This window comes from Aquitalea sp. ASV15 (assembly GCF_016429115.1).
Taxonomy (GTDB): domain Bacteria; phylum Pseudomonadota; class Gammaproteobacteria; order Burkholderiales; family Chromobacteriaceae; genus Aquitalea; species Aquitalea magnusonii.
The window spans coordinates 64,912-84,398 of sequence record NZ_JAELTZ010000009.1; the positions used below are offsets into that span (position 1 = coordinate 64,912).

Annotated in this window: 18 protein-coding genes; 11 read left to right on the top strand and 7 right to left on the bottom strand. The window is 62.3% G+C overall.

Annotated elements, in window-relative coordinates:
- Positions 1–52: 52 nt before the first annotated feature.
- Complete coding sequence (locus JHD64_RS05885) at positions 53–850, bottom strand: alpha/beta fold hydrolase (RefSeq protein WP_059284791.1); 798 nt, start codon at positions 848–850, stop codon at positions 53–55.
- Positions 851–1,000: 150 nt separating this feature from the next.
- On the opposite strand from JHD64_RS05885, the gene dsbD reads away from it, so the two are divergent.
- The 4 genes from dsbD to JHD64_RS05905 all read left to right on the top strand — a co-directional run bounded on the left by dsbD (position 1,001) and on the right by JHD64_RS05905 (position 6,154).
- Positions 1,001–2,776: a protein-disulfide reductase DsbD gene (dsbD, locus tag JHD64_RS05890; RefSeq protein WP_199052575.1), complete on the top strand. Its 1,776-nt coding sequence runs from the start codon at positions 1,001–1,003 to the stop codon at positions 2,774–2,776.
- A 276-nt stretch (positions 2,777–3,052) separates the two neighbouring features.
- Positions 3,053–4,450 carry a methyl-accepting chemotaxis protein gene (locus JHD64_RS05895; protein WP_158527712.1) on the top strand — a complete coding sequence of 466 codons (1,398 nt, stop codon included), beginning with the start codon at positions 3,053–3,055 and terminating at the stop codon, positions 4,448–4,450.
- A gap of 132 nt (positions 4,451–4,582) precedes the next feature.
- The gene (locus tag JHD64_RS05900) at positions 4,583–5,698 is read left to right on the top strand and encodes an AI-2E family transporter (protein WP_199052576.1); all 1,116 of its coding nucleotides are present in this window, start codon (positions 4,583–4,585) and stop codon (positions 5,696–5,698) included.
- 33 nt (positions 5,699–5,731) lie between these two features.
- Complete coding sequence (locus JHD64_RS05905; protein WP_199052577.1) at positions 5,732–6,154, top strand: PH domain-containing protein; 423 nt, start codon at positions 5,732–5,734, stop codon at positions 6,152–6,154.
- Between the two features lie 94 nt (positions 6,155–6,248).
- Here the strand turns inward: JHD64_RS05905 and JHD64_RS05910 are convergent, their stop codons facing one another.
- Positions 6,249–7,436, bottom strand: a complete 1,188-nt coding sequence (locus JHD64_RS05910; RefSeq protein WP_199052578.1) for an acetyl-CoA C-acyltransferase — start codon at positions 7,434–7,436, stop codon at positions 6,249–6,251.
- Between the two features lie 51 nt (positions 7,437–7,487).
- Complete coding sequence (locus JHD64_RS05915; protein ID WP_059287227.1) at positions 7,488–7,871, bottom strand: MerR family DNA-binding transcriptional regulator; 384 nt, start codon at positions 7,869–7,871, stop codon at positions 7,488–7,490.
- Positions 7,872–8,028: 157 nt separating this feature from the next.
- Here JHD64_RS05915 and JHD64_RS05920 point away from each other — a divergent pair, with 157 nt between their 5' ends.
- The 7 genes from JHD64_RS05920 to JHD64_RS05950 all read left to right on the top strand — a co-directional run bounded on the left by JHD64_RS05920 (position 8,029) and on the right by JHD64_RS05950 (position 16,355).
- A complete protein-coding gene (locus JHD64_RS05920) occupies positions 8,029–8,880 on the top strand; it encodes a 3-hydroxybutyryl-CoA dehydrogenase (protein ID WP_199052579.1) in 852 nt (283 codons plus the stop codon).
- Positions 8,881–8,925: 45 nt separating this feature from the next.
- A complete protein-coding gene (locus tag JHD64_RS05925) occupies positions 8,926–10,428 on the top strand; it encodes a CoA-acylating methylmalonate-semialdehyde dehydrogenase (RefSeq protein ID WP_199052580.1) in 1,503 nt (500 codons plus the stop codon).
- Between the two features lie 110 nt (positions 10,429–10,538).
- Positions 10,539–11,699 (top strand): acyl-CoA dehydrogenase family protein, encoded by a 1,161-nt coding sequence (locus tag JHD64_RS05930; RefSeq protein ID WP_199052581.1) that lies wholly within the window; start codon positions 10,539–10,541, stop codon positions 11,697–11,699.
- Positions 11,700–12,071: 372 nt separating this feature from the next.
- Positions 12,072–12,854, top strand: coding sequence for an enoyl-CoA hydratase (locus tag JHD64_RS05935; RefSeq protein ID WP_199052582.1), 783 nt, complete (start codon positions 12,072–12,074; stop codon positions 12,852–12,854).
- Between the two features lie 11 nt (positions 12,855–12,865).
- Positions 12,866–13,987 carry an enoyl-CoA hydratase/isomerase family protein gene (locus JHD64_RS05940; protein ID WP_199052583.1) on the top strand — a complete coding sequence of 374 codons (1,122 nt, stop codon included), beginning with the start codon at positions 12,866–12,868 and terminating at the stop codon, positions 13,985–13,987.
- Positions 13,988–14,011: 24 nt separating this feature from the next.
- Complete coding sequence (gene mmsB, locus JHD64_RS05945) at positions 14,012–14,902, top strand: 3-hydroxyisobutyrate dehydrogenase (protein ID WP_199052584.1); 891 nt, start codon at positions 14,012–14,014, stop codon at positions 14,900–14,902.
- A 361-nt stretch (positions 14,903–15,263) separates the two neighbouring features.
- Positions 15,264–16,355: a polyamine ABC transporter substrate-binding protein gene (locus tag JHD64_RS05950; RefSeq protein WP_199052585.1), complete on the top strand. Its 1,092-nt coding sequence runs from the start codon at positions 15,264–15,266 to the stop codon at positions 16,353–16,355.
- Between the two features lie 65 nt (positions 16,356–16,420).
- Here JHD64_RS05950 and JHD64_RS05955 read toward each other — a convergent pair whose 3' ends face one another.
- The 4 genes from JHD64_RS05955 to JHD64_RS05970 are packed head-to-tail and all read right to left on the bottom strand — an operon-like array spanning position 16,421 to position 19,484.
- Positions 16,421–17,173: a molybdopterin-binding protein gene (locus JHD64_RS05955; RefSeq protein WP_059286107.1), complete on the bottom strand. Its 753-nt coding sequence runs from the start codon at positions 17,171–17,173 to the stop codon at positions 16,421–16,423.
- 17 nt (positions 17,174–17,190) lie between these two features.
- On the bottom strand, positions 17,191–17,991 hold the full coding sequence (locus tag JHD64_RS05960) for a YdcF family protein (RefSeq protein WP_199052586.1): 801 nt from the start codon (positions 17,989–17,991) through the stop codon (positions 17,191–17,193).
- 15 nt (positions 17,992–18,006) lie between these two features.
- Positions 18,007–18,717, bottom strand: a complete 711-nt coding sequence (locus JHD64_RS05965; protein WP_059286108.1) for an ABC transporter ATP-binding protein — start codon at positions 18,715–18,717, stop codon at positions 18,007–18,009.
- Entirely contained in the window at positions 18,714–19,484 is a 771-nt protein-coding gene (locus JHD64_RS05970; RefSeq protein ID WP_059286109.1) for an ABC transporter ATP-binding protein, read from the bottom strand. Before JHD64_RS05970 ends, JHD64_RS05965 begins: the two co-directional genes overlap by 4 nt.
- Between the last annotated feature and the right edge of the window lie 3 nt (positions 19,485–19,487).

The following is a 19,487-nucleotide window of genomic DNA, read 5'->3' on the forward strand; positions in this document are numbered from 1 at the left end:
TGCCCTGCCCGTCTGCTCATTTTTGTGTCGTGCAGCAATGCGGCGGCAAGGCTTAACGCGCCGGCAACAGCTGCGCCAGTGCGCGGCGGATGGTGGCCGCGGTTTCCAGCGGATGCTCCAGTGGAAACAGGTGGCTGCCTGGCTGCTGATGCAGTTGCATGGCGAAATGCCGCTGCATGAAGCGGATGTCCGCCGCGCGCACCACATCGGACTGCGTACCGGCGACAAAGGCTGCCGGCACCGTCAGCTGACCGCGATAACGCGGGAAGTCATGCGGCAGGCCGCAGTAGATCTGGTGCTCGATCTGCGGGCGAAACTTCAGCCGGCGCCCCCCCTGGCCATTGTCCACCGTGCCATGCCGGGCATAATCGGCCAGGCAGTCCGGATCAAACCGGGCAAACGCCGGCTTGCGGGCAAAGTAGTCCTGCACCATGTCCACGCTGGCCCAGTTATCACGCCGGCGCAGGGTGTTGCCACCCGGCGTGACGCGGTCGATGAAGCCCAGCTTCTTGGCCAGCCAGATCCCCAGCGAGCGGCGCGGCCCCATCAGCGGCGAATCCAGAATCACCAGCGCCTTGAACAGCTCCGGCCGCCTGAGCGCCGCATAAAACAGCAGGAAACCGCCCAGCGAATGGCCGACGCCGATGACAGGCATGGCATAATGCTGCCCGATGTGCTGGATGAGTTCCTCGACCAGCTGTGGCCAGCAGTCGCTGACCGGAAAGCGCGGATCATGGCCGATGGTGTCCTGCCAGCCCAATTCGTAGTCGGTGGCCAGCGCTCCCAGCAGCTTGCCGTATACCGTGGCCGGAAAGCTGTTGGCATGCGCAAAATGAATGATGTCCCGCATGATGTGATGTTTCGCCCATATTGTGTTGTTGTTGGTCGATACTACCGTAAAATGGCGGCTGCCCGACCCTGCGCGCCACTTGCCGCAAGCAGGCAGGAACCCGGCAGCCGTCTGCTGGTCAACCCTTGCTCTACCAAACTGAACCCCGCCATGCCCCAGTCTCTGTTACGCCTGTTTTCTCCCCTGCTACGCCTGCTGGCCCTGCTGAGCCTGCTTGGCAGCAGCCTGCCGGCGCTGGCAGTCAATCAGGAAGACCTGCTGCCACCGGAAAAAGCCTTTGCTGTCAGCGTGGAGCGCCAGGCCGACCACTTGCTGCTGCAGCTGGCCGTGGCCGACAACTATTATGTCTACCGCGACCGCATCTCCTTCAGCACCGAACCGGCCGGGCTGCTGGGCACGCCGGCGTTGCCGCTGGGCAAGGAAAAGCATGATCCCTTTTTCGGCAAGCAGGTGATCTACCTGGGCAAGCAGCTGATCAAGCTGCCGCTGACAGCCGGCGCGCCGGCGCGCTTCCAGCTGAATGTCAAACTGCAAGGCTGCTCCACAGCTGGCGTGTGCTACCCGCCCTATACCCATCACCTGAATATCGACAGCTACGGCAGCGCCCAGAACGGTGGCGACTGGCTGGCGGATGCCACGCCGGGAAAGCCGGCGGGTAGCAGCGGCAATCTGGCGGCCAGGGGCTGGCTGGCCACGCTCGGCAGTTTTCTGCTGGCCGGGCTGGGCATGGCCTTTACCGCCTGCATGTATCCGCTGCTACCCATCGTCTCCTCGCTGATTGCCGGTGAAGGCCAGCACATCACCCGCCAACGCGGCTTCTGGCTGTCGCTGACCTATGTGCAGGGCCTGGCGCTCACTTACACCGTGATCGGCATCATCGCCGGACTGACCGGTTCGCTGCTCACCGTCTGGCTGCAACAGCCGGCCGTGATCCTGTCGGCCAGCGTGCTGATGGTGGTGTTTGCCCTGTCGATGTTCGACCTCTACACCATCCAGCTGCCATCGGCACTGCAATCGCGGCTGGCCGATGCCTCCAACCGCCTGTCCGGCGGCAAGCTGGCCACGGTATTTGCCATGGGTGCGCTCTCCGCGCTGATCATCGGCCCCTGCGTGGCCCCGCCGCTGGCACTGGCGCTGGGCTATATCGGCAGCACCGGCGATGCCGTGCTGGGCGGTGCGGCGCTATACGCGATGGCGCTGGGGCTGGGCCTGCCCTTGCTGCTGATCGGCACCTTCGGCGGCCATGTGCTGCCGCGTGCCGGCGGCTGGATGAAGGCAGTCAAGGCCGGCTTCGGCGTGCTGATGCTGGGCCTTGCCATCTGGATGGCCAGCCCCTTTCTGCCGGGCAGCCTGGCACTGCTGCTGTGGGCTGCGCTGTGTGTGGGCTGCGCGGTCTTTCTCAAGGCATTCGAAACCCTGCCCGGCAATGCTCATGTCAGCCACAAGCTGGGCAAGGGGCTGGGGCTGCTGTTGTTTCTGGTAGGCGCCGCCCAGCTGGCCGGTGCGCTGGCGGGCGAATCCGATCCGCGTTATCCGCTGAAATGGCTGGCCGGCAACAAGGCGCAGGCTGGCGTCAGCCAGTCCATGCATTTCGGCCCGGTCAACGACAATGCCGGCCTCGATGCCGCCCTGGCCGAGGCCCGCGCCCAGGGCAAGCCACTGTTGCTGGATTTCTATGCCGACTGGTGCGTGTCGTGCAAGGAAATGGAAAGCGACACCTTCCCCGCCCCCGCCGTGGCCGCCAAACTGCAAGGCTATGTGCTGTTGCGTGCCGATGTCACCGCCAACCTGCCGCAACATCAGGCCCTGCTCAAACGCTTTGGCCTGTATGGCCCGCCCGGCATCATCCTGTTTGACCCGGCAGCTCAGGAAAAAGGCCGGGTGATCGGCTTTACTCCGGCTGCCGATTTTGCCCGCCAACTGTAAACCATCCCGCAGTAACCCAAACGTCATTAAAATTTGTCAGCCTTATCGCTAATATCGAGGATCAGCATGGGCAGGGCCTGAGCCGTGTGCGGGCGGACCCTGCCCTGCATGGCATGTGGATTGCTTGGTGCAGTACCGATATCGGGCCGTACTGACAGGCCATGCCCGCAGGGTGTGTGCCGTTAATGAAACCGCAGATGAATGTTGGGGGGAGTGATGGGTCTCATGTTTTGGGCTAAGACTGATCCGGTCGCAGCGACCGGGCCACAAGATGCCGTGTCGGAAGATACCTTGCGCCGTACCGTCACCGCGCTGGCCGAGCGCGTTGGCCGGCTGGGCATTGAATCGGTGGAAATAGATGGCCGGGTGGACACGGTGCATGCGCGGGCCACCAGCCGTACGGAGAAAATGGCCTCGATGGTCGAGGCAGTACATTCCCTGTCCGGTGCCAACATCCGTATCGGCGATGCCGCCGAATCCACCCATAAAAATGCCAGCGAAGCCGCCAACTGCATGGAAGAAACCCGTGCCACGGTCAAAGTGGCACTGGATGCCATTCTTGAGCTGGTGGACGGTGTGGGCCAGATCGAAGCCAAGCTGCCGGAAATCCTCACCTCGCTGGAGCATGTCTCCCAGGTTTCCAAAACGGTCAACGATGTTGCGAAACAGACCAATCTGCTGGCGCTGAATGCCTCCATCGAAGCCGCCCGTGCCGGAGAAGCCGGCCGCGGTTTTGCCGTGGTGGCCGACAACGTGAAGAACCTTTCCGCCCAGACCGAGGGTGCCGTGCAAATGATTCAGGCCACGCTCAGTGCGCTCAGCAGCCAGGTGGATGCGCTGATCGCCAACAGCCGCGCCGCCTCGCAAGTGGCTCAGGCAGCACGCTCCGGCACCGGCGAGATTGGCTCTGCCGTGACGCGCATTGATCAGATCAGCCAGGACCTGGCCCAGGTCAAGCAATCGGTGGCGGGGATTGTGGAAGAGGCGGTAGGCAACCGCGAACACTGCCGTCATATTGAAGACGAAATCCGGCTTGTGGCGGAAACCACCCGGGAATCGCTGAAGGATATCGAAGTCATCAAGGGCCATACCGCCTCGCTGCTGAACATGAGCGAGGATCTGGTGTCGCTCACCTCCGAAGCCGGTATCAAAACGGTGGATACGCCGTTTATCGAGAAAATCGTGGCGGCGGCCAAACAGGTGTCCACACTGTTCGAAGACGCGGTAAAACGCGGCGAGATTGCCATCAACGATCTGTTCGACACCCAGTACCAGCAAGTACCGGATATCACGCCGCCGCATTACCTGACGCGCCACACCGAATTCTGCGCCCGCCATCTGGGCCCTTTGTGTGACCGGATAGTCGACTCCTCGCCCGACATCATCGCCTGCACACCGGGCGACATGAACAATTACTACCCGATCATCAACCGCGAATTTGCCAAACCACCCACCGCTGACCCGGTATGGAATGCGGCCAACTCCCGTGCCAGAACACGTCAGCTGGACCGCACCTCGCTCAACCAGATGAAGACCAACAAGCCCTTCCTGGTACAAACCTACCGCCGCAATATGGGCGGTGGCCGCTTTGACCTGATGAAGAACTATTCGGCGCCCATCATGGTGCAGGGCAGGCAGTGGGGCGTGCTGCGCATCATGGTCAAGGTGCGATGAACTGGCCGTGCAGGGCGGGAACACGGTTTTCCGGCTTGCGCTGGCTTGAAGTCCGCGGGTTGATCCATTAACGTGTCACACCAACGGGCAGGCCTTGTGCCTGCTTTTTTTACTCAGACTCCGGATTTCCTCATGACGCCCAAACCCTTCCCCAGCATCAGTGTGATGGCGGTATTGCGCATCGCCGTGCTGGGCCTGCTCATCCTGTCCTGCATCAAGGTGATCCAGCCCTTTCTGGGAGCGCTGACCTGGGCGGCCATCATTGCCATCTCCGCCTGGCCGCTGTTCACCCGCCTGCGGCTGCGCCTGAATGGCCGCGCCAAGCTGGCGGCCATCCTGATTGTCGGCGGGCTGTCACTGACGCTGGCCATTCCCATCGGGCTGATGGCGCTGACGCTGGCCGATACCATACCGCAGCTCACCAATATGTCGCGTGACCTCACCAGCTTTCATCTGCCGGATGCGCCCAACTGGGTGAGCACCCTGCCGCTGGTGGGCGACAGCCTGCACAAGTTCTGGCTGAGCGTGCAGGCCGACCTGCCCGGTTTCATCGACAAAATCCGCCCGGCCATCAACAAGGCGGCGCTGTGGGCGCTGGAGGGCGGCGCCTCGGCCAGCCTCAGCATGCTGGAAATCGTGCTGGCCATCGTCATCGCCGGCCTGTTGCTGATCAATGGCGACAAGCTGTGGGACGGTGCCGAACTGGCCATCAGCAAGCTGGGGGGCGCCACGGCGGACGAGCTGCCGGAAGTCATCGCCCGCACCATCCGCAGCGTCACCACCGGCGTGGTGGGCACCGCCCTGGCGCAGACCGTGCTATGCGTGATCGGCCTGCTGATCGCCGGCGTGCCCGGCGCGCTGGTACTGGGCTTTCTGTGCTTTATCGTGGCGGTGGCGCAGCTGCCTACCCTGCTGATCTGGCTGCCGGCTGCACTGTGGGTGTTCTACACCGGCCAGACCGGGCTGGGCATCTTCCTGCTGGTATGGGGTTTCCTGCTGGTCAACACCATCGACAATGTGCTCAAGCCGCTGCTGATCAGCCAGGGCGCACAGATGCCGCTGTCCATCATTTTCATGGGGGTGATCGGCGGCCTGCTGGCCTGGGGTCTGCTGGGCCTGTTCATCGGCCCCACCCTGCTGGCGGTGGGCTTTACCTTGTTCCAGCACTGGCTGCGCCCGGAGAATTACCCGGAGCATGCCGAGGAGTCCGAGTCCCCATACGATGAACAGGAAGAGCATCAGTCCTGAAATGCGCAAAGGCATGCCATGCAAACCTTGGTCATGACATCCAAAATCGACCTGTGGCTGGTGGCGGTAGCCGTAATGGCCACAGCCATGGTAGTGGTGGCTGCGACTCGTGCTCCGCTGGCTGAGACAGGAAAAATTCTGGGCATCCTGCTGAGCGGCATACCACTGCTGCTGTTGCTGTGGTATCCGCTTAGCAATACCCAGTACACGCTGGATAAGCAAAGCCTGATGGTACGCAGTGGCTTGTTCCGCTGGAACATCCCGGTCTCTGCCATCAAAAGCGTCACGCCAAGCCGGGACATGGCCTCGGCACCTGCGCTATCGCTAGACCGGCTGCTGATTCGTTATTCCCAGGATGGTCAGGCCAAGAGCATCCTGATTTCCCCGCTGGACCAGACTTTGTTCATGCAAAGACTGGACACGCTGAGATCGCAATCATCCCCTGCAGCAAACTGACTCTGCCTGGCCTGACATGGCCAGCACACCGCAGCAATCCATGACAGTAGTCAGCCCGGTCATCAGGTCCGGGCTGACAGTCCAGCATCCAGTCTTACAGCAGTTCCAGCGCCACCGCCGTAGCCTCGCCACCACCAATGCACAGGCTGGCCACACCGCGTTTGCCACCGTGCTGGCGCAGGGCTGCCAGCAGCGTCACCATCACCCGCGCACCGGATGCGCCGATGGGATGGCCCAGCGCACAGGCACCACCATGCACGTTCACCTTGTCATGCGGCAGGCCCAGGTCCTGCATGGCTGCCATGGTGACCACGGCAAAGGCTTCGTTGATTTCAAACAGGTCGACATCGCCCACCGTCCAGCCGGTCTTGGCCAGCAGCTTGCGCATGGCCCCCACCGGCGCGGTGGTGAACAGCCCCGGTTCCTGGGCGTGGGTGGCGTGGGCCAGCAGCCGTGCCAGCGGCTTGAGACCGCGCCGCGCCGCTTCGCTGGCGGTCATCAACACCAGCGCCGCGGCTCCGTCGGAAATGGAGCTGGAATTGGCGGCGGTCACCGTGCCGTCCTTGCGGAAAGCCGGCTTGAGGCTGGCAATCTTGTCGAGGCGGGCCTTGAGCGGCTGCTCGTCGATATCCAGCGCCTGCTCACCGGTTTTGCCCGTCACCACGACCGGGGTGATTTCCTCGCGGAAACGGCCGGCGGCAATCGCCTCCTGCGCACGGGTAAGCGAGGCGATGGCAAAGGCGTCTTGCGCCTCGCGGCTGAAGCCGTACTCGGCGGCACAGTTTTCGGCAAACACCCCCATCAGCTTGCCCTTGTCGTAGGCATCTTCCAGTCCGTCCAGAAACATGTGGTCCTTGATTTCGCCATGCCCCAGCCGCAGGCCGCCACGCGCCTTGGGAATCAGATAAGGCGAATTGCTCATGCTTTCCATGCCACCGGCCACCATCACGCTGGCCGAGCCAGCCAGCAGCAGGTCGTGCGCCAGCATGGCGGCCTTCATGCCGGAGCCGCACATCTTGTTGATGGTGGTACAGCCTGCGGCCAATGGCAGGCCGGCGCCCAGCGCGGCCTGGCGTGCCGGGGCCTGTCCCTGGCCGGCGGGCAGCACGCAGCCCATGATCACCTCGTCGACATCCTCGGCAGCCACACCGGCCCGCTCCACTGCCGCGCGAATGGCGGCGGCACCCAGCTGGCTGGCGGTCTGTCCGGCAAACATGCCCTGAAAGCCGCCCATGGCGGTACGGGCCATGCCCACAATGACAATCGATTCTTGCTGTTGCATTTGCGTTTTCCTTCCTGAATGGCTTGCTTGCCCGGCTAATGTCTTCTGTCTTCAAACTGCCTGTTTGCCCAGTGCTTTTTCGCACTGGCTGCGGATCTGGCCGATCTCGCCCAGCACCACGCGGATATCGTCCAGCTGTTCCTGTAATTGCTGTTCCTTGCGGCTGAGAATGCGGATGAATTCGCGCAGCTGCGGTTCGTCGTTGCTGGCGGCGTCGTACAAATCAAACAGCTCGCGGATTTCCAGCAAGGACAGGCCGATGCGCTTGCCACGCAAAATCAGCATCAGCCTTACCCGGTCGCGCCGGCTGTAGATGCGGCGCTGCCCTGCCCGCTGCGGCTCCAGCAAGCCCTGGTCTTCGTAAAAGCGGATGGTGCGCGTGGTGACATCAAATTCGCGTGCCAGCTCGCTGATGCTAAAAGTGTGTTCGGCCATCTGCCGCTTCCCTGTTGTTGTTTTGGCCCTGCATCCAGTCTGTGACAAGGGCGGATTGCGCCGCTGCCCTGCTTTCTCTTCCCTGATGGCTGATTGTTGATTGACGTTGACGTAAACGTCAAGTTATTGTGATAAAAACAACGCAGGAGAAACGCAGATGAGCATCCTCAACATCGCCGTCGTCGGTGCCGGCACCATGGGCAACGGCATTGCCCAGGTTTTTGCCATGCATGGCTTTGACGTGAAACTGGCCGACGTCAATGAGCCTGCCCTGCACAAGGGCCTGGCCGCCATTGGCAACAGCCTGGCACGCATGGCGAAGAAAGGCAGCATTGCCGAAGCCGACATCGCCAGCATTCTGGCGCGCATCCACCCCACCACCCGGCTGGCCGAGCTGGCCGACCGCGATCTGGTGGTCGAAGCCGCCACCGAAAACCCGGCGATCAAGGAGTCCATCTTCCGCGAACTGGGCAGCGTGGTGCGGGCAGACGCCATTCTGGCATCCAATACCTCGTCCATTTCGCTCACCTGCATTGCCGCCTGGGTGCCGCAGCCGGAACGCGTGGTGGGCATGCACTTCATGAACCCGGTGCCCTTGATGCAGCTGGTGGAAATCATCCGTGCCATCCAGACCAGCGATCACACTTACCAGAAGGTATTCGAACTGGCGGTGGCGCTGGGCAAGACTCCGGTGACGGTGAAGGACGGCCCGGGTTTTGTCTCCAACCGCATCCTGATGCCGATGATCAACGAAGCGGCCTTTGCCCTGTTCGAAAACCTGGCCACGGCGGAAGACATCGACACCGTGATGAAGCTGGGCATGAACCACCCCATCGGCCCTTTGGCACTGGCCGACCTGATTGGCCTGGATACCTGCCTGTCCATCATGGACATCCTTTATACCGAATTCCGTGACAGCAAATACCGCGCCTGCCCGCTGCTGGTGCAACTGGTGGCGGCCGGACAGCTGGGGCGCAAGAGTGGCAAGGGTTTTTATCACTACGACTGACATACCAAGACGGCACACAAGCCGCCAAGCACAGGAGAGTTGCAGATGAAACAGGCTGTTCCCAGCGTCAAGCTGTTGATCAACGGTGAATTTGTCGAATCGCGCAGCCAGGAGTGGCGCGACATCATCAACCCGGCCACACAAGAAGTGCTGGCACGGGTACCGATGGCCACGGCAGAAGAAGTGCAAGCCGCTGTCGCCAGTGCCAAAACGGCATTTGCCAGCTGGAAGAAAACCCCCATCGGCAGCCGCGCCCGGATTTTCCTCAAGTACCAGCAGCTGATTCGCGAGCACATGAAGGAACTGGCCGCGCTGCTGACGGCAGAACAGGGCAAAACCCTGGCCGATGCCGAGGGCGATATCTTCCGTGGGCTGGAAGTGGTGGAACACGCCGCCAGCATTGGCAATCTGCAACTGGGCGAATACGCCGAAAACGTGGCTGGCGGGGTGGATACCTACACCGTACAACAGCCGCTGGGCGTCTGTGCCGGCATCACCCCCTTCAACTTCCCGGCGATGATTCCGCTGTGGATGTTCCCGATGGCCATTGCCACCGGCAATACCTTTGTGCTGAAACCGTCCGAGCAGGACCCGATGGTGACCATGCGGCTGGTGGAACTGGCCTTGCAGGCTGGCATCCCGGCTGGGGTGCTGAATGTGGTGCATGGTGGCGAAGCGGTGGTGAATGCCATTTGCGACCACCCGGACATCAAGGCCATCTCTTTTGTCGGCTCCAGCCGCGTCGGCACTCATGTGTACAACCGCGCCAGCCTGGCCGGCAAGCGCGTGCAATGCATGATGGGTGCCAAGAACCACGCCATCGTGCTGCCGGATGCCAACAAGGAACAGGCGCTGAACCAGCTGACCGGCGCGGCCTTTGGCGCAGCCGGCCAGCGCTGCATGGCCTTGAGTGTGGCGGTGCTGGTGGGTGAAGCACGCAGCTGGATTCCAGACCTGGTAGCCAAGGCCAAAACCCTGCGCGTGGGCGCAGGCAAGGACAACCCGGACCTGGGCCCGCTGATTTCCTGCGCTGCACGCGAACGGGTGACTAGCCTGATCAATCAGGGCGTGGCCGCAGGCGCCGTGCTGGAGCTGGATGGCCGGGAAGTGCAAGTGGATGGCTACCCGGAGGGAAACTTTGTCGGCCCCACCATTTTCTCGGGCGTGGCCACTGACATGGCCATCTATCAGCAGGAAATCTTCGGCCCGGTGCTGTGCCTGCTGGGCGTGGACACGCTGGATGAGGCCATTGCCACCATCAATGCCAACCCCAATGGCAACGGCACCGCCATCTTCACCCAGAGCGGCGCTGCCGCACGGCGCTTTCAGGAGGACATCGACGTCGGTCAGGTCGGCATCAATGTACCCATTCCGGTGCCGGTGCCGCTGTTCAGCTTTACCGGCTCGCGCGGCTCCAAGCTGGGCGACCTCGGCCCCTACGGCAAGCAGGTCATCCTGTTCTATACCCAGACCAAAACCGTCACCAGCCGCTGGTTCGACGACGAGGCCAGCAGCGGCAAGGTGCACACCACCATTTCACTGCGCTGACCTGCGCAGAAATGAACTGATAAACGCAGACCGCTTCACGTCAGATAAAACAAGACAGCAGCAGGCCGCCCTCCCCCACCGGCCCGGCTGCTGCAAGAGGAGAAACCGACATGGACTTTGCACTCAACGAACAGCAACTGGCCTTCCAGGACAGCGCACGCGACTTTGCCAGCAGCCGCCTGGCGCCGTTTGCCGCCGCATGGGACTTGGAAGAAACCTTTCCGCTGGATACCATCCGTGAAGCCGGCGACATGGGCTTTCTCGGCCTGTACACCCCGGAAAGCCACGGCGGGCTGGGCCTGTCGCGGCTGGATTCGGCTATCGTGTTTGAAGAACTGGCCGCTGGCTGCACCTCCACTGCCGCCTATCTCACCATCCACAATATGGTGAGCTGGATGATTGCCAGCTTCGGCAGCACCACGCTGGCCGGGGAATGGGTGCCGCGCATGGTGAGCGGCGAAGTGCTGGGCAGCTATTGCCTGACCGAGCCGGGTGCCGGCTCCGATGCCGCCTCGCTCAAGACCCGCGCCGAGAAAAAGGGCGAAGTCTATGTGCTGAACGGCAGCAAGATGTTCATCTCCGGCGCGGGCAGCACCGATGTGCTGGTGGTGATGGCCCGCACCGGCGGCCCCGGCCCCAAAGGCGTGTCGGCCTTTGTGGTGCCCGCCAATGCACCCGGCGTGCAGTACGGCAAGAAGGAAAAGAAAATGGGCTGGAACAGCCAGCCCACCCGCGCCATCACCTTCGACAATGTGGAAATTCCGGCAGGCAACCTGCTGGGCGAAGAAGGCATGGGCTTTGCCTATGCCATGAAGGGGCTGGATGGTGGCCGCATCAATATCGCTACCTGCGCCGTGGGCACCGCCCAGGCCGCGCTGAATGCCGCCCAACGCTATGTGCAGGAACGGCAACAGTTCGGCCAGCCGCTGGCCGACTTCCAGACCGTACAGTTCCGCCTGGCCGACATGCTGACCGAGCTGGTGGCCGCACGGCAGATGGTACGGCTGGCGGCATTCAAGCTGGACAGCGGCAGCACCGACGCCAGTGCCTACTGTGCCATGGCCAAGCGCTTTGCCACCGATCTGTCATTCAATGTCGCCAATAATGCCTTGCAGCTGTTTGGCGGCTATGGCTACCTGAAGGACTTCCCGCTGGAACGCCATGTCCGTGATGCCCGCGTGCACCAGATTCTGGAAGGCACCAACGAGGTGATGCGCATGATAATCGCCCGGCAGTTGCTGAAGGACGGCGCGCTGGAAAACCTCCGTTGAGAACCTCCATGCACCCTGTTTGTGTGGTGCATGTTGCAATACAGGATTGATGTTGTCGACGCAGCCACGGCCCCATCAAGCCTGCCGCCGGATGGCAGGCCCGAGGTATTAAGCGGCTGCATGTTTGAGCCCTGCGACGCTAGCGCAGGGCGAGTTCAGCCGCGCCTCGGGACTGACAGGATCCGGCGGGCAGCCGCAGGCCAGGCTTGCCGGGGTGGCCTTTAGGGGTGGAGGGGATATTTGGCCACGCAAATATCCCCTCCCTGCCGCCGGGCTGCCCCGGCAAACCAAACCGGCATCCGCGACGCGGATTCAGGACAGCAAAGATCGTATACAGACTGTAGGTACTACTTACCAATGATCGGGAACGCCATGACACATTACGCGCATCTGCAAGTGGAAATACGCGGCCACACCGCCCAGGTCACCATCGACAACCCGCCAGCCAACACCTGGAACCGCGCCAGCCTGAACGCGCTCAAGCAACTGGTGGCGGACCTGAACGCGGACGACAACATCTACGCGCTGGTGATCACCGGCAGCGGCAGCAAGTTCTTCTCCGCCGGGGCCGATCTCAACCTGTTTGCCGACGGCAACAAGCTGGTGGCCACCGAAATGACCATGCTGTTCGGCGAGGCCTTCGAAGCACTGGCGGCCTTCCGTGGCGTCAGCATTGCCGCCATCAACGGCTATGCCATGGGCGGCGGGCTGGAATGCGCGCTGGCCTGCGACATCCGCATTGCCGAAGTCCAGGCGCAAATGGCGCTGCCGGAAGCCGCGGTCGGCCTGCTGCCCTGCGCTGGCGGCACGCAGCAACTGCCGTGGCTGGTGGGTGAAGGCTGGGCCAAGCGCATGATTCTGTGTGGCGAGCGGGTGGATGCCGACACCGCCGAGCGCATCGGTCTGGTGGAAGAAGTAGTCGGCCAGGGCCAGGCGCTGGAAGCCGCGCTCAAGCTGGCGGAAAAAGTAGCACGGCAGTCGCCCTCCTCGGTCAAGGTGTGCAAACAGCTGGTGCAGCGCGCCCGCATCGAACCGCCCGGCTATAACCTGATTCACGAGCGCGAGCAGTTCATCAAGCTGTTCGATACCGCCGACCAGCAAGAAGGCGTGCAAGCCTTTCTGGCCAAGCGCAGCCCGCAATGGCACAACCGCTGACAGGAGCCGCCATGCACGACGCCGTGTTGTTTGAAGAACTCCGCTGTGCCGATGGCAAGCGCCTGGGCATTGCCACCCTCAACAGCGAAAAATCACTGAACGCACTGACGCTGCAGATGATACGCCTGCTGCAGCCGCAGCTGGCCGCCTGGGAAGCCGACCCCGATATCGCCGCCGTGCTGCTGCGCGGTGCTGGCGAAAAAGCCTTTTGTGCCGGGGGCGATGTGCGTGCCCTGCGCGAAGCGCTGCTGAGCGACGACAGCCATCCGCAGCCGCAGGCGCTGGCCTTCTTCCGCGAAGAATACGCGCTGGATTACCACATTCATTGCTATGCCAAGCCGCTCATCGTGTGGGGCCACGGCATCGTGATGGGCGGAGGGCTGGGGCTGATGGCCGGGGCCAGCCACCGCGTGGCCACCAGCGCCACCCGCATTGCCATGCCGGAAATCACCATCGGCCTGTATCCCGACGTGGCCGGCAGCTGGTTTCTGCAACGCATGCCCGCCCGCGTCGGCCTGTTCCTCGGCCTGACCGGCGCACCACTCAACGCCCACGATGCGCTGATCTGCAATCTGGCTGACCACGTGCTGGCCAGCGATGCCTGGCCGCAGCTGCTGGAGCAGCTGCAACAGCAATACTGGGATACCGACAGCGCCACCCGCAGCGCCCAGGTTTCCGCCCTGCTCAGCCAGCTGGAGCAGGCCGCACGCAGCAGCCTGCCGCCGTCCAATGTGCAGCCCAATCTGCTGACCATTCATCAGCTGATGAGCATGGGCGATCTGGCCAGCGTGGCCGATGCCCTGGGCACGCAACAGTTCGACGACGACTGGCTGGCCAGCGCTGCCAACAACTTCCGCCACGGCTGCCCGGTATCCGCCACCGTGACCTGGGAAATCTTCCAGCGCGCCCGCCACCTGTCGCTGGCTGAAGCACTGCGCATGGAGCTGATCCTGTCGCTCAACTTCTGCCACAAGCCGGACTTCCGCGAAGGCGTGCGCGCGCTGCTGGTGGACAAGGACAGGCAGCCGCAATGGCATTACCGCCAGCTGGCCGACATCCCGCAGGACTGGGTGGACAGCCACTTTGTGGCGCCGTGGCCGGCAGATCAGCACCCGCTGGCTGCCCTGCGCTAAGCAATACACAACAGGAGAGACGCAATGACACACATCGCCTTCATCGGCCTGGGCAATATGGGCGGGCCAATGGCGCTCAATCTGGTGGCCAAGGGTTTTAGCGTCGCCGCTTTTGATTTGTCCGCCGACGCACTGGCCAGGCTGCAAGCCGCCGGTGCCCGTGCCGCCAGCAGCGCACTGGACGCTGCGCAAGGCGCCAGCGTGGTGATTTCCATGCTGCCGGCCGGCAAGCATGTGCAGGCGCTGTATCTGGGCGAGCAAGGGCTGTTTGCCAGCCTGCCCAAGGGTACGCTGGTGATTGACTGCAGCACCATTGCCGCCAGCGATGCACGCAAGGTGGCCGATGCTGCCACTGCAGCGGGCCTGCGCATGCTGGACGCGCCGGTTTCCGGTGGCACCGCCGGGGCCGCTGCCGGTACGCTCACCTTTATTGTCGGTGGTGCAGAAGCAGACCTGGCCGAAGCACGCCCGCTGCTGGAAGCCATGGGCAAGAACATCTTCCATGCCGGAGGCAACGGTGCCGGGCAGACCGCCAAAATCTGCAACAACATGCTGCTGGGCATCCTGATGGCAGGCACCGCCGAGGCACTGGCGCTGGGCGTGAAGAACGGTCTGGACCCGAAAGTGCTATCCGACATCATGAGCAAAAGCTCTGGCCGCAACTGGGCGCTGGAGCTGTACAACCCCTGGCCGGGGGTGATGGACACCGCCCCGGCCAGCCGTGGCTATAGCGGCGGTTTCATGACCGCGCTGATGCTGAAAGACCTGGGCCTGGCCGAAACCACCGCGCTGGACAGCCATGCCACCACGCCACTGGGCACGCTGGCGCGCAATCTGTACGAGAGCCATGCAGCAGCCGGCCACGGCCAGCTGGATTTTTCCAGCATCCTGCAATATTTCCAGCCGCAAGACTGAGTCCGTTTTCTTGTCTGTCCCGGCCCGGCTTTATGCTGGGCCCAGGCTGCTGGCAACGTAATGTGATGCGATGGCACTGGACCCAGCAAAGCTGGGCCACCCGACCAAGCACTCGATTCCGCAGCCTTTCCATCTAATCCCAATCCCCCCGCCCTTTCCCTGAAAGGGAGCCTCGCTTTCTTTTCAGAAAGCGAGAGGGGCTTGTCAATAATCGGCGCCCGGCTTTATGCCGGGCTTTCTTGCATCAGGCATATTCACACAAGGCAGTTTGGCCGGTTGCCATGCGCGGGCGAAACCATGTCATGAGGATGAGGTCCAACGCCCTTCATGACGACGTGTACAACCGCTCAGGAAACCAGCCATGAAAACCAGAAAACTGCTTGCCACCACCCTGCTGCTGGCCGCTGCCAGCCAGGCATCCAGCGCCGCCGGGGTGCTGAATGTATATAACTGGTCCGACTACATTGCCAAGGACACCATTCCCGGCTTTGAAAAACAGACCGGCATCAAGGTGCGCTACGACAACTACGACAGCAATGAAACCCTGCAATCCAAGCTGCTGACCGGCAGCTCCGGCTACGATATTGTCACCCCCACCTCGGACTTCATGGCCAAGCAGATCCAGGCCGGTGCCTTCCAGAAGCTGGACAAGAGCAAGCTGCCCAATCTGCGCAATCTGGACCCGGCGCTGATGGCCAAGATAGCCGGGGCTGACCCGGGCAATCTGTATGGCGTTCCCTGGGCCTATGGCACGGATGGCCTGGGCTACAACCTGACCAAGGTGCAGCCGCTGCTGGGCAAGGACACCCCGCTGGATGACTGGGACAATCTGTTCAATCCGCAAAAAGCAGCCAAGCTGAAAGGCTGCGGCATTTCGGTGCTGGATGATGCCAAGGCGGTGTTTGCCACCACCCTGCACTATCTGGGCAAGAATCCCAATAGCCGTAACCCGGCCGACTACCAGGCGGCTTTCCAGACCCTGCAAAAGATCCGCCCCTATATCAAGCGCTTCAGCTCCTCCGGCTATATCAACGAGCTGGCCAATGGCGACATCTGCATGGTGCTGGGCTATTCCGGTGATGTGGTGATTGCCAAAACCCGGGCAGCTGAAGCCAAACGCCCCTACCAGCTGGCCTATTACATCCCCAGGACCGGTGCACCGCTGTGGTTTGACGTGATGGTGATTCCCAAGGGGGCCAAGAATGTCGACTCCGCCCTGCAGTGGATCAACTACATGCAAACCCCGCAGGTGAATGCCGGCATCACCAATACCGTGTTCTACCCCACCGCCAATGCGGCGGCGCGCAAGTTCGTGAAACCGGAGATTGCCAACGACGCGGCCATCTACCCGCCGCCAGCCCTCATCAACAAGCTGTTCCTGCTGGAGCCGCTGCCGACTGACATCATGCGCCTGCAAAACCGCTTGTGGACGCAGCTGAAAACCGGGCGCTGATCGGCAAGGCCCAGCAAAACAAAAAGGGGCGTAACGCCCCTTTGTCAGTTGTGCCACCCCTCAGTTCAAGCGCGCTCTTGCAAGGTATACCCCGCCGCCGTCAGCGCCTTGCGCCATTCGGCAAGGGCAATCTCCACCAGCTGGCGCTGGCCGGTGAAACCGAAATCGATATGCATCTGCGGGATGGTGTCATTGCCAAAGCTGGGCAGGCTGGACAGCTTGAGGGCAGGATAGCGCTGGCTGAAATCCTGCATCAGGGTGATCAGGTCGCCCTCGCGGGCATTCAGCGCAATCACGCCCTGCTCCACGTCCGGGCTGTCATTGAACAGATGGCGGTACTGCTCATCCAGCACCCATTCGATCATCGGCCAGGCCATGGCCGGGAAGCCCGGCACGAAATGCACATCGCCATGCGAGAAACCGGCAATCTGGTTGACCGGGTTGGGGATGATGCGGCTACCTTGCGGAAACATCGCCATATTGATGCGGTGCGGATAGGCATCCGCACCAAAACGCGCCTCGATCAGCGCACCGGCTTCGGGATGCACCGCCAGTTCCAGGCCCAGCGCCTGCGCCGCGCAAGCGCGGGTATGGTCATCCGGGGTGGCGCCGATACCGCCAAAGCTGAACACCACATCACCACCGGCAAAGGCACGCTCCAGCGTGGCACGGATACGGGCCGGATCATCGCCCACATAGTCAGCCCATGCCAGATTCAGGCCCCGCGCCGCCAGAATGCGGATCAAGGCCTGCAGATGCTTGTCCTGGCGCTTGCCGGACAGCAGTTCGTCACCAATGATGATGGCACCGATTTTCACGTACTCACCTCGTCAAATCAGGGCTGCGCAGCCGGCTGATCCGCCTGGCCATGCAGCCAGCCGCGCGCCTTGTAGAAAAAAATCCCCAGCCACTCGCGCAAGGCAGAGTGGCACTCCTGCATGGCCCGGCCCGCAGGCAGATACCAGGCCAGCCCCCCGCCATCATAGCGGACAAAACCAGTGGGTGCGGGCAACACTTGCAAACCTTCCGCAGTAAAAAACGGCAAGGCACGGCGCAGATGCCAGCCCTGGCTGACCAGCACGATGCGCCCGATGCCATCCTTTTTCAGCATGGCAGCACTGTAGCGGGCATTTTCCAGCGTGGTATTGGACTGCATTTCCACCCAGCGCACCGGCAGGCCGTAATCCTGCTGCAAGGTACGCGCCATCACCTCGCCTTCCGGCTCGCCGCCCAGCGGGGAGCCACCGGTCACCAGCAAGGGCAGCTGGCTGCGCCGTGCCAGCCAGGCGGCGTAGCGCAGGCGGCCGAGCGTATCGGCTGCGGGTTCGTTACGACCATATTCGGGTGCCGGTTTCTTGCCACCACCCAGCACCACGATGGCCTGCGCCTGCTGCCATTGACTGGCGGTGATGGGAGGATATTGCTCGAGACCGGCGCTCAGCCACATGGCCGTGCGCGGAATGGACAGGCCATAGGCCAGCAACAGGCCGCCCAGCAGCAGCAGCCAGCCGGCCAGCGGGCGCCTGCGCAACAGCAGCGCACCGGCCAGTATCGGCAGCATGAACAGCAGCGGCGGCAATAAAAAGGCCCCGAAGAGCTGGTGAACCAGTACTTCGGGGCTAATCGTTGCTGTCATTGAAGACTCTTTTGCTTACTCGCCGAGGTAGGCGTTACGCACGCGTTCGTCGTCGAGCAATTCGCGCGCCGGACCACCCATGGTGATACGGCCGCTTTCCATCACATAACCGCGCTGCGACACTTCCAAGGCCAGCTTGGCGTTCTGCTCCACCAACAGCATGGTCACGCCTTCCTTGGCAATCATCTGGATGATTTCGAAAATCTTTTCCACGATGATCGGTGCCAGACCCATGGACGGCTCGTCCAGCAGCAAGAGCTTGGGCTTGGACAGCATGGCGCGGCCCATGGCCACCATTTGCTGTTCGCCACCGGACAGGGTGCCGGCCAGCTGCTTGTAACGCTCTTTCAGGCGCGGGAACAGCTCGTACACGCGTTCGATTTCGCTCTGGATCGCCGCCTTGTCATTGCGGTAGTAGGCGCCCATTTGCAGGTTTTCTTCCACGGTCAGCTTGCTGAAGATGCCGCGACCTTCCGGCACCATCACCAGACCATGACGCACGTAGTCATAGGAAGGAATGGTGCCGTTCAGCTTGCCATCATAAGTGATGCTGCCACCGGAGGGCTTGACCATGCCGATCAGGGTTTTCAGGGTGGTGGTCTTGCCGGCACCGTTGGCACCGATCAGGGTCACCAGTTCGCCCTGGTCAATATGGAAATCGATCCCCTTGACAGCCTGGATGCCGCCGTAGGCCACTTGCAGGTTTTTAACTTCTAAGAGACTCATGCGTGTGCCGCTCCCAAATAAGCCTCAATCACTTTCGGGTTTCTGCGTACTTCTTCCGGGATGCCTTCGGCAATCTTCTTGCCGTAGTCCAGCACCGCGATACGGTCACACAGGCCCATCATGAGCTTGACGTCGTGTTCAATCAGCAAAACCGTGGTGCCGCTCTTGGCAATCTTGCTCATCAGTTCCTTGAGCGACTCGGTTTCACGCGGGTTCATGCCGGCGGCCGGCTCGTCCAGTGCCAGCAGCTTGGGCTCGGTGGCCAGCGCACGGGCAATTTCCAGACGGCGCTGGTGGCCGTAGGACAGGTTGCGGGCTCGCTCGTTGGCCACGTCGGTGATGCCAACGTATTCCAGCAGCTCCCAGGCCTTGTCGGTAATGGCCTGCTCTTCGGCACGGGTACGGCGGTCACGCAATACCGCGCCCAGCGCACCGGCCTTGGAACGGATGTGGCGACCCACCATCACGTTTTCCAGCGCGGTCATTTCGGCAAACAGGCGAATGTTCTGGAAGGTACGGGCAATCCCGGCTTCCACCACGATGTGCGGCTTGGCCTGGAACAGGTTCTTGCCGTCGAAGGTGAAGGAGCCTTCGTCCGGCACGTACAGCCCGGTCAGCACGTTGAACAGGGTGGTCTTGCCGGCGCCATTGGGGCCGATCAGACCGTAGATCTCACCCTTGTTGATGGTGAGGCCGACGCCGCTCAGCGCGTGCAAGCCGCCAAAACGCTTGTTGATGCCTTCGATTTTCAGCAGTACTTCAGCCATGAC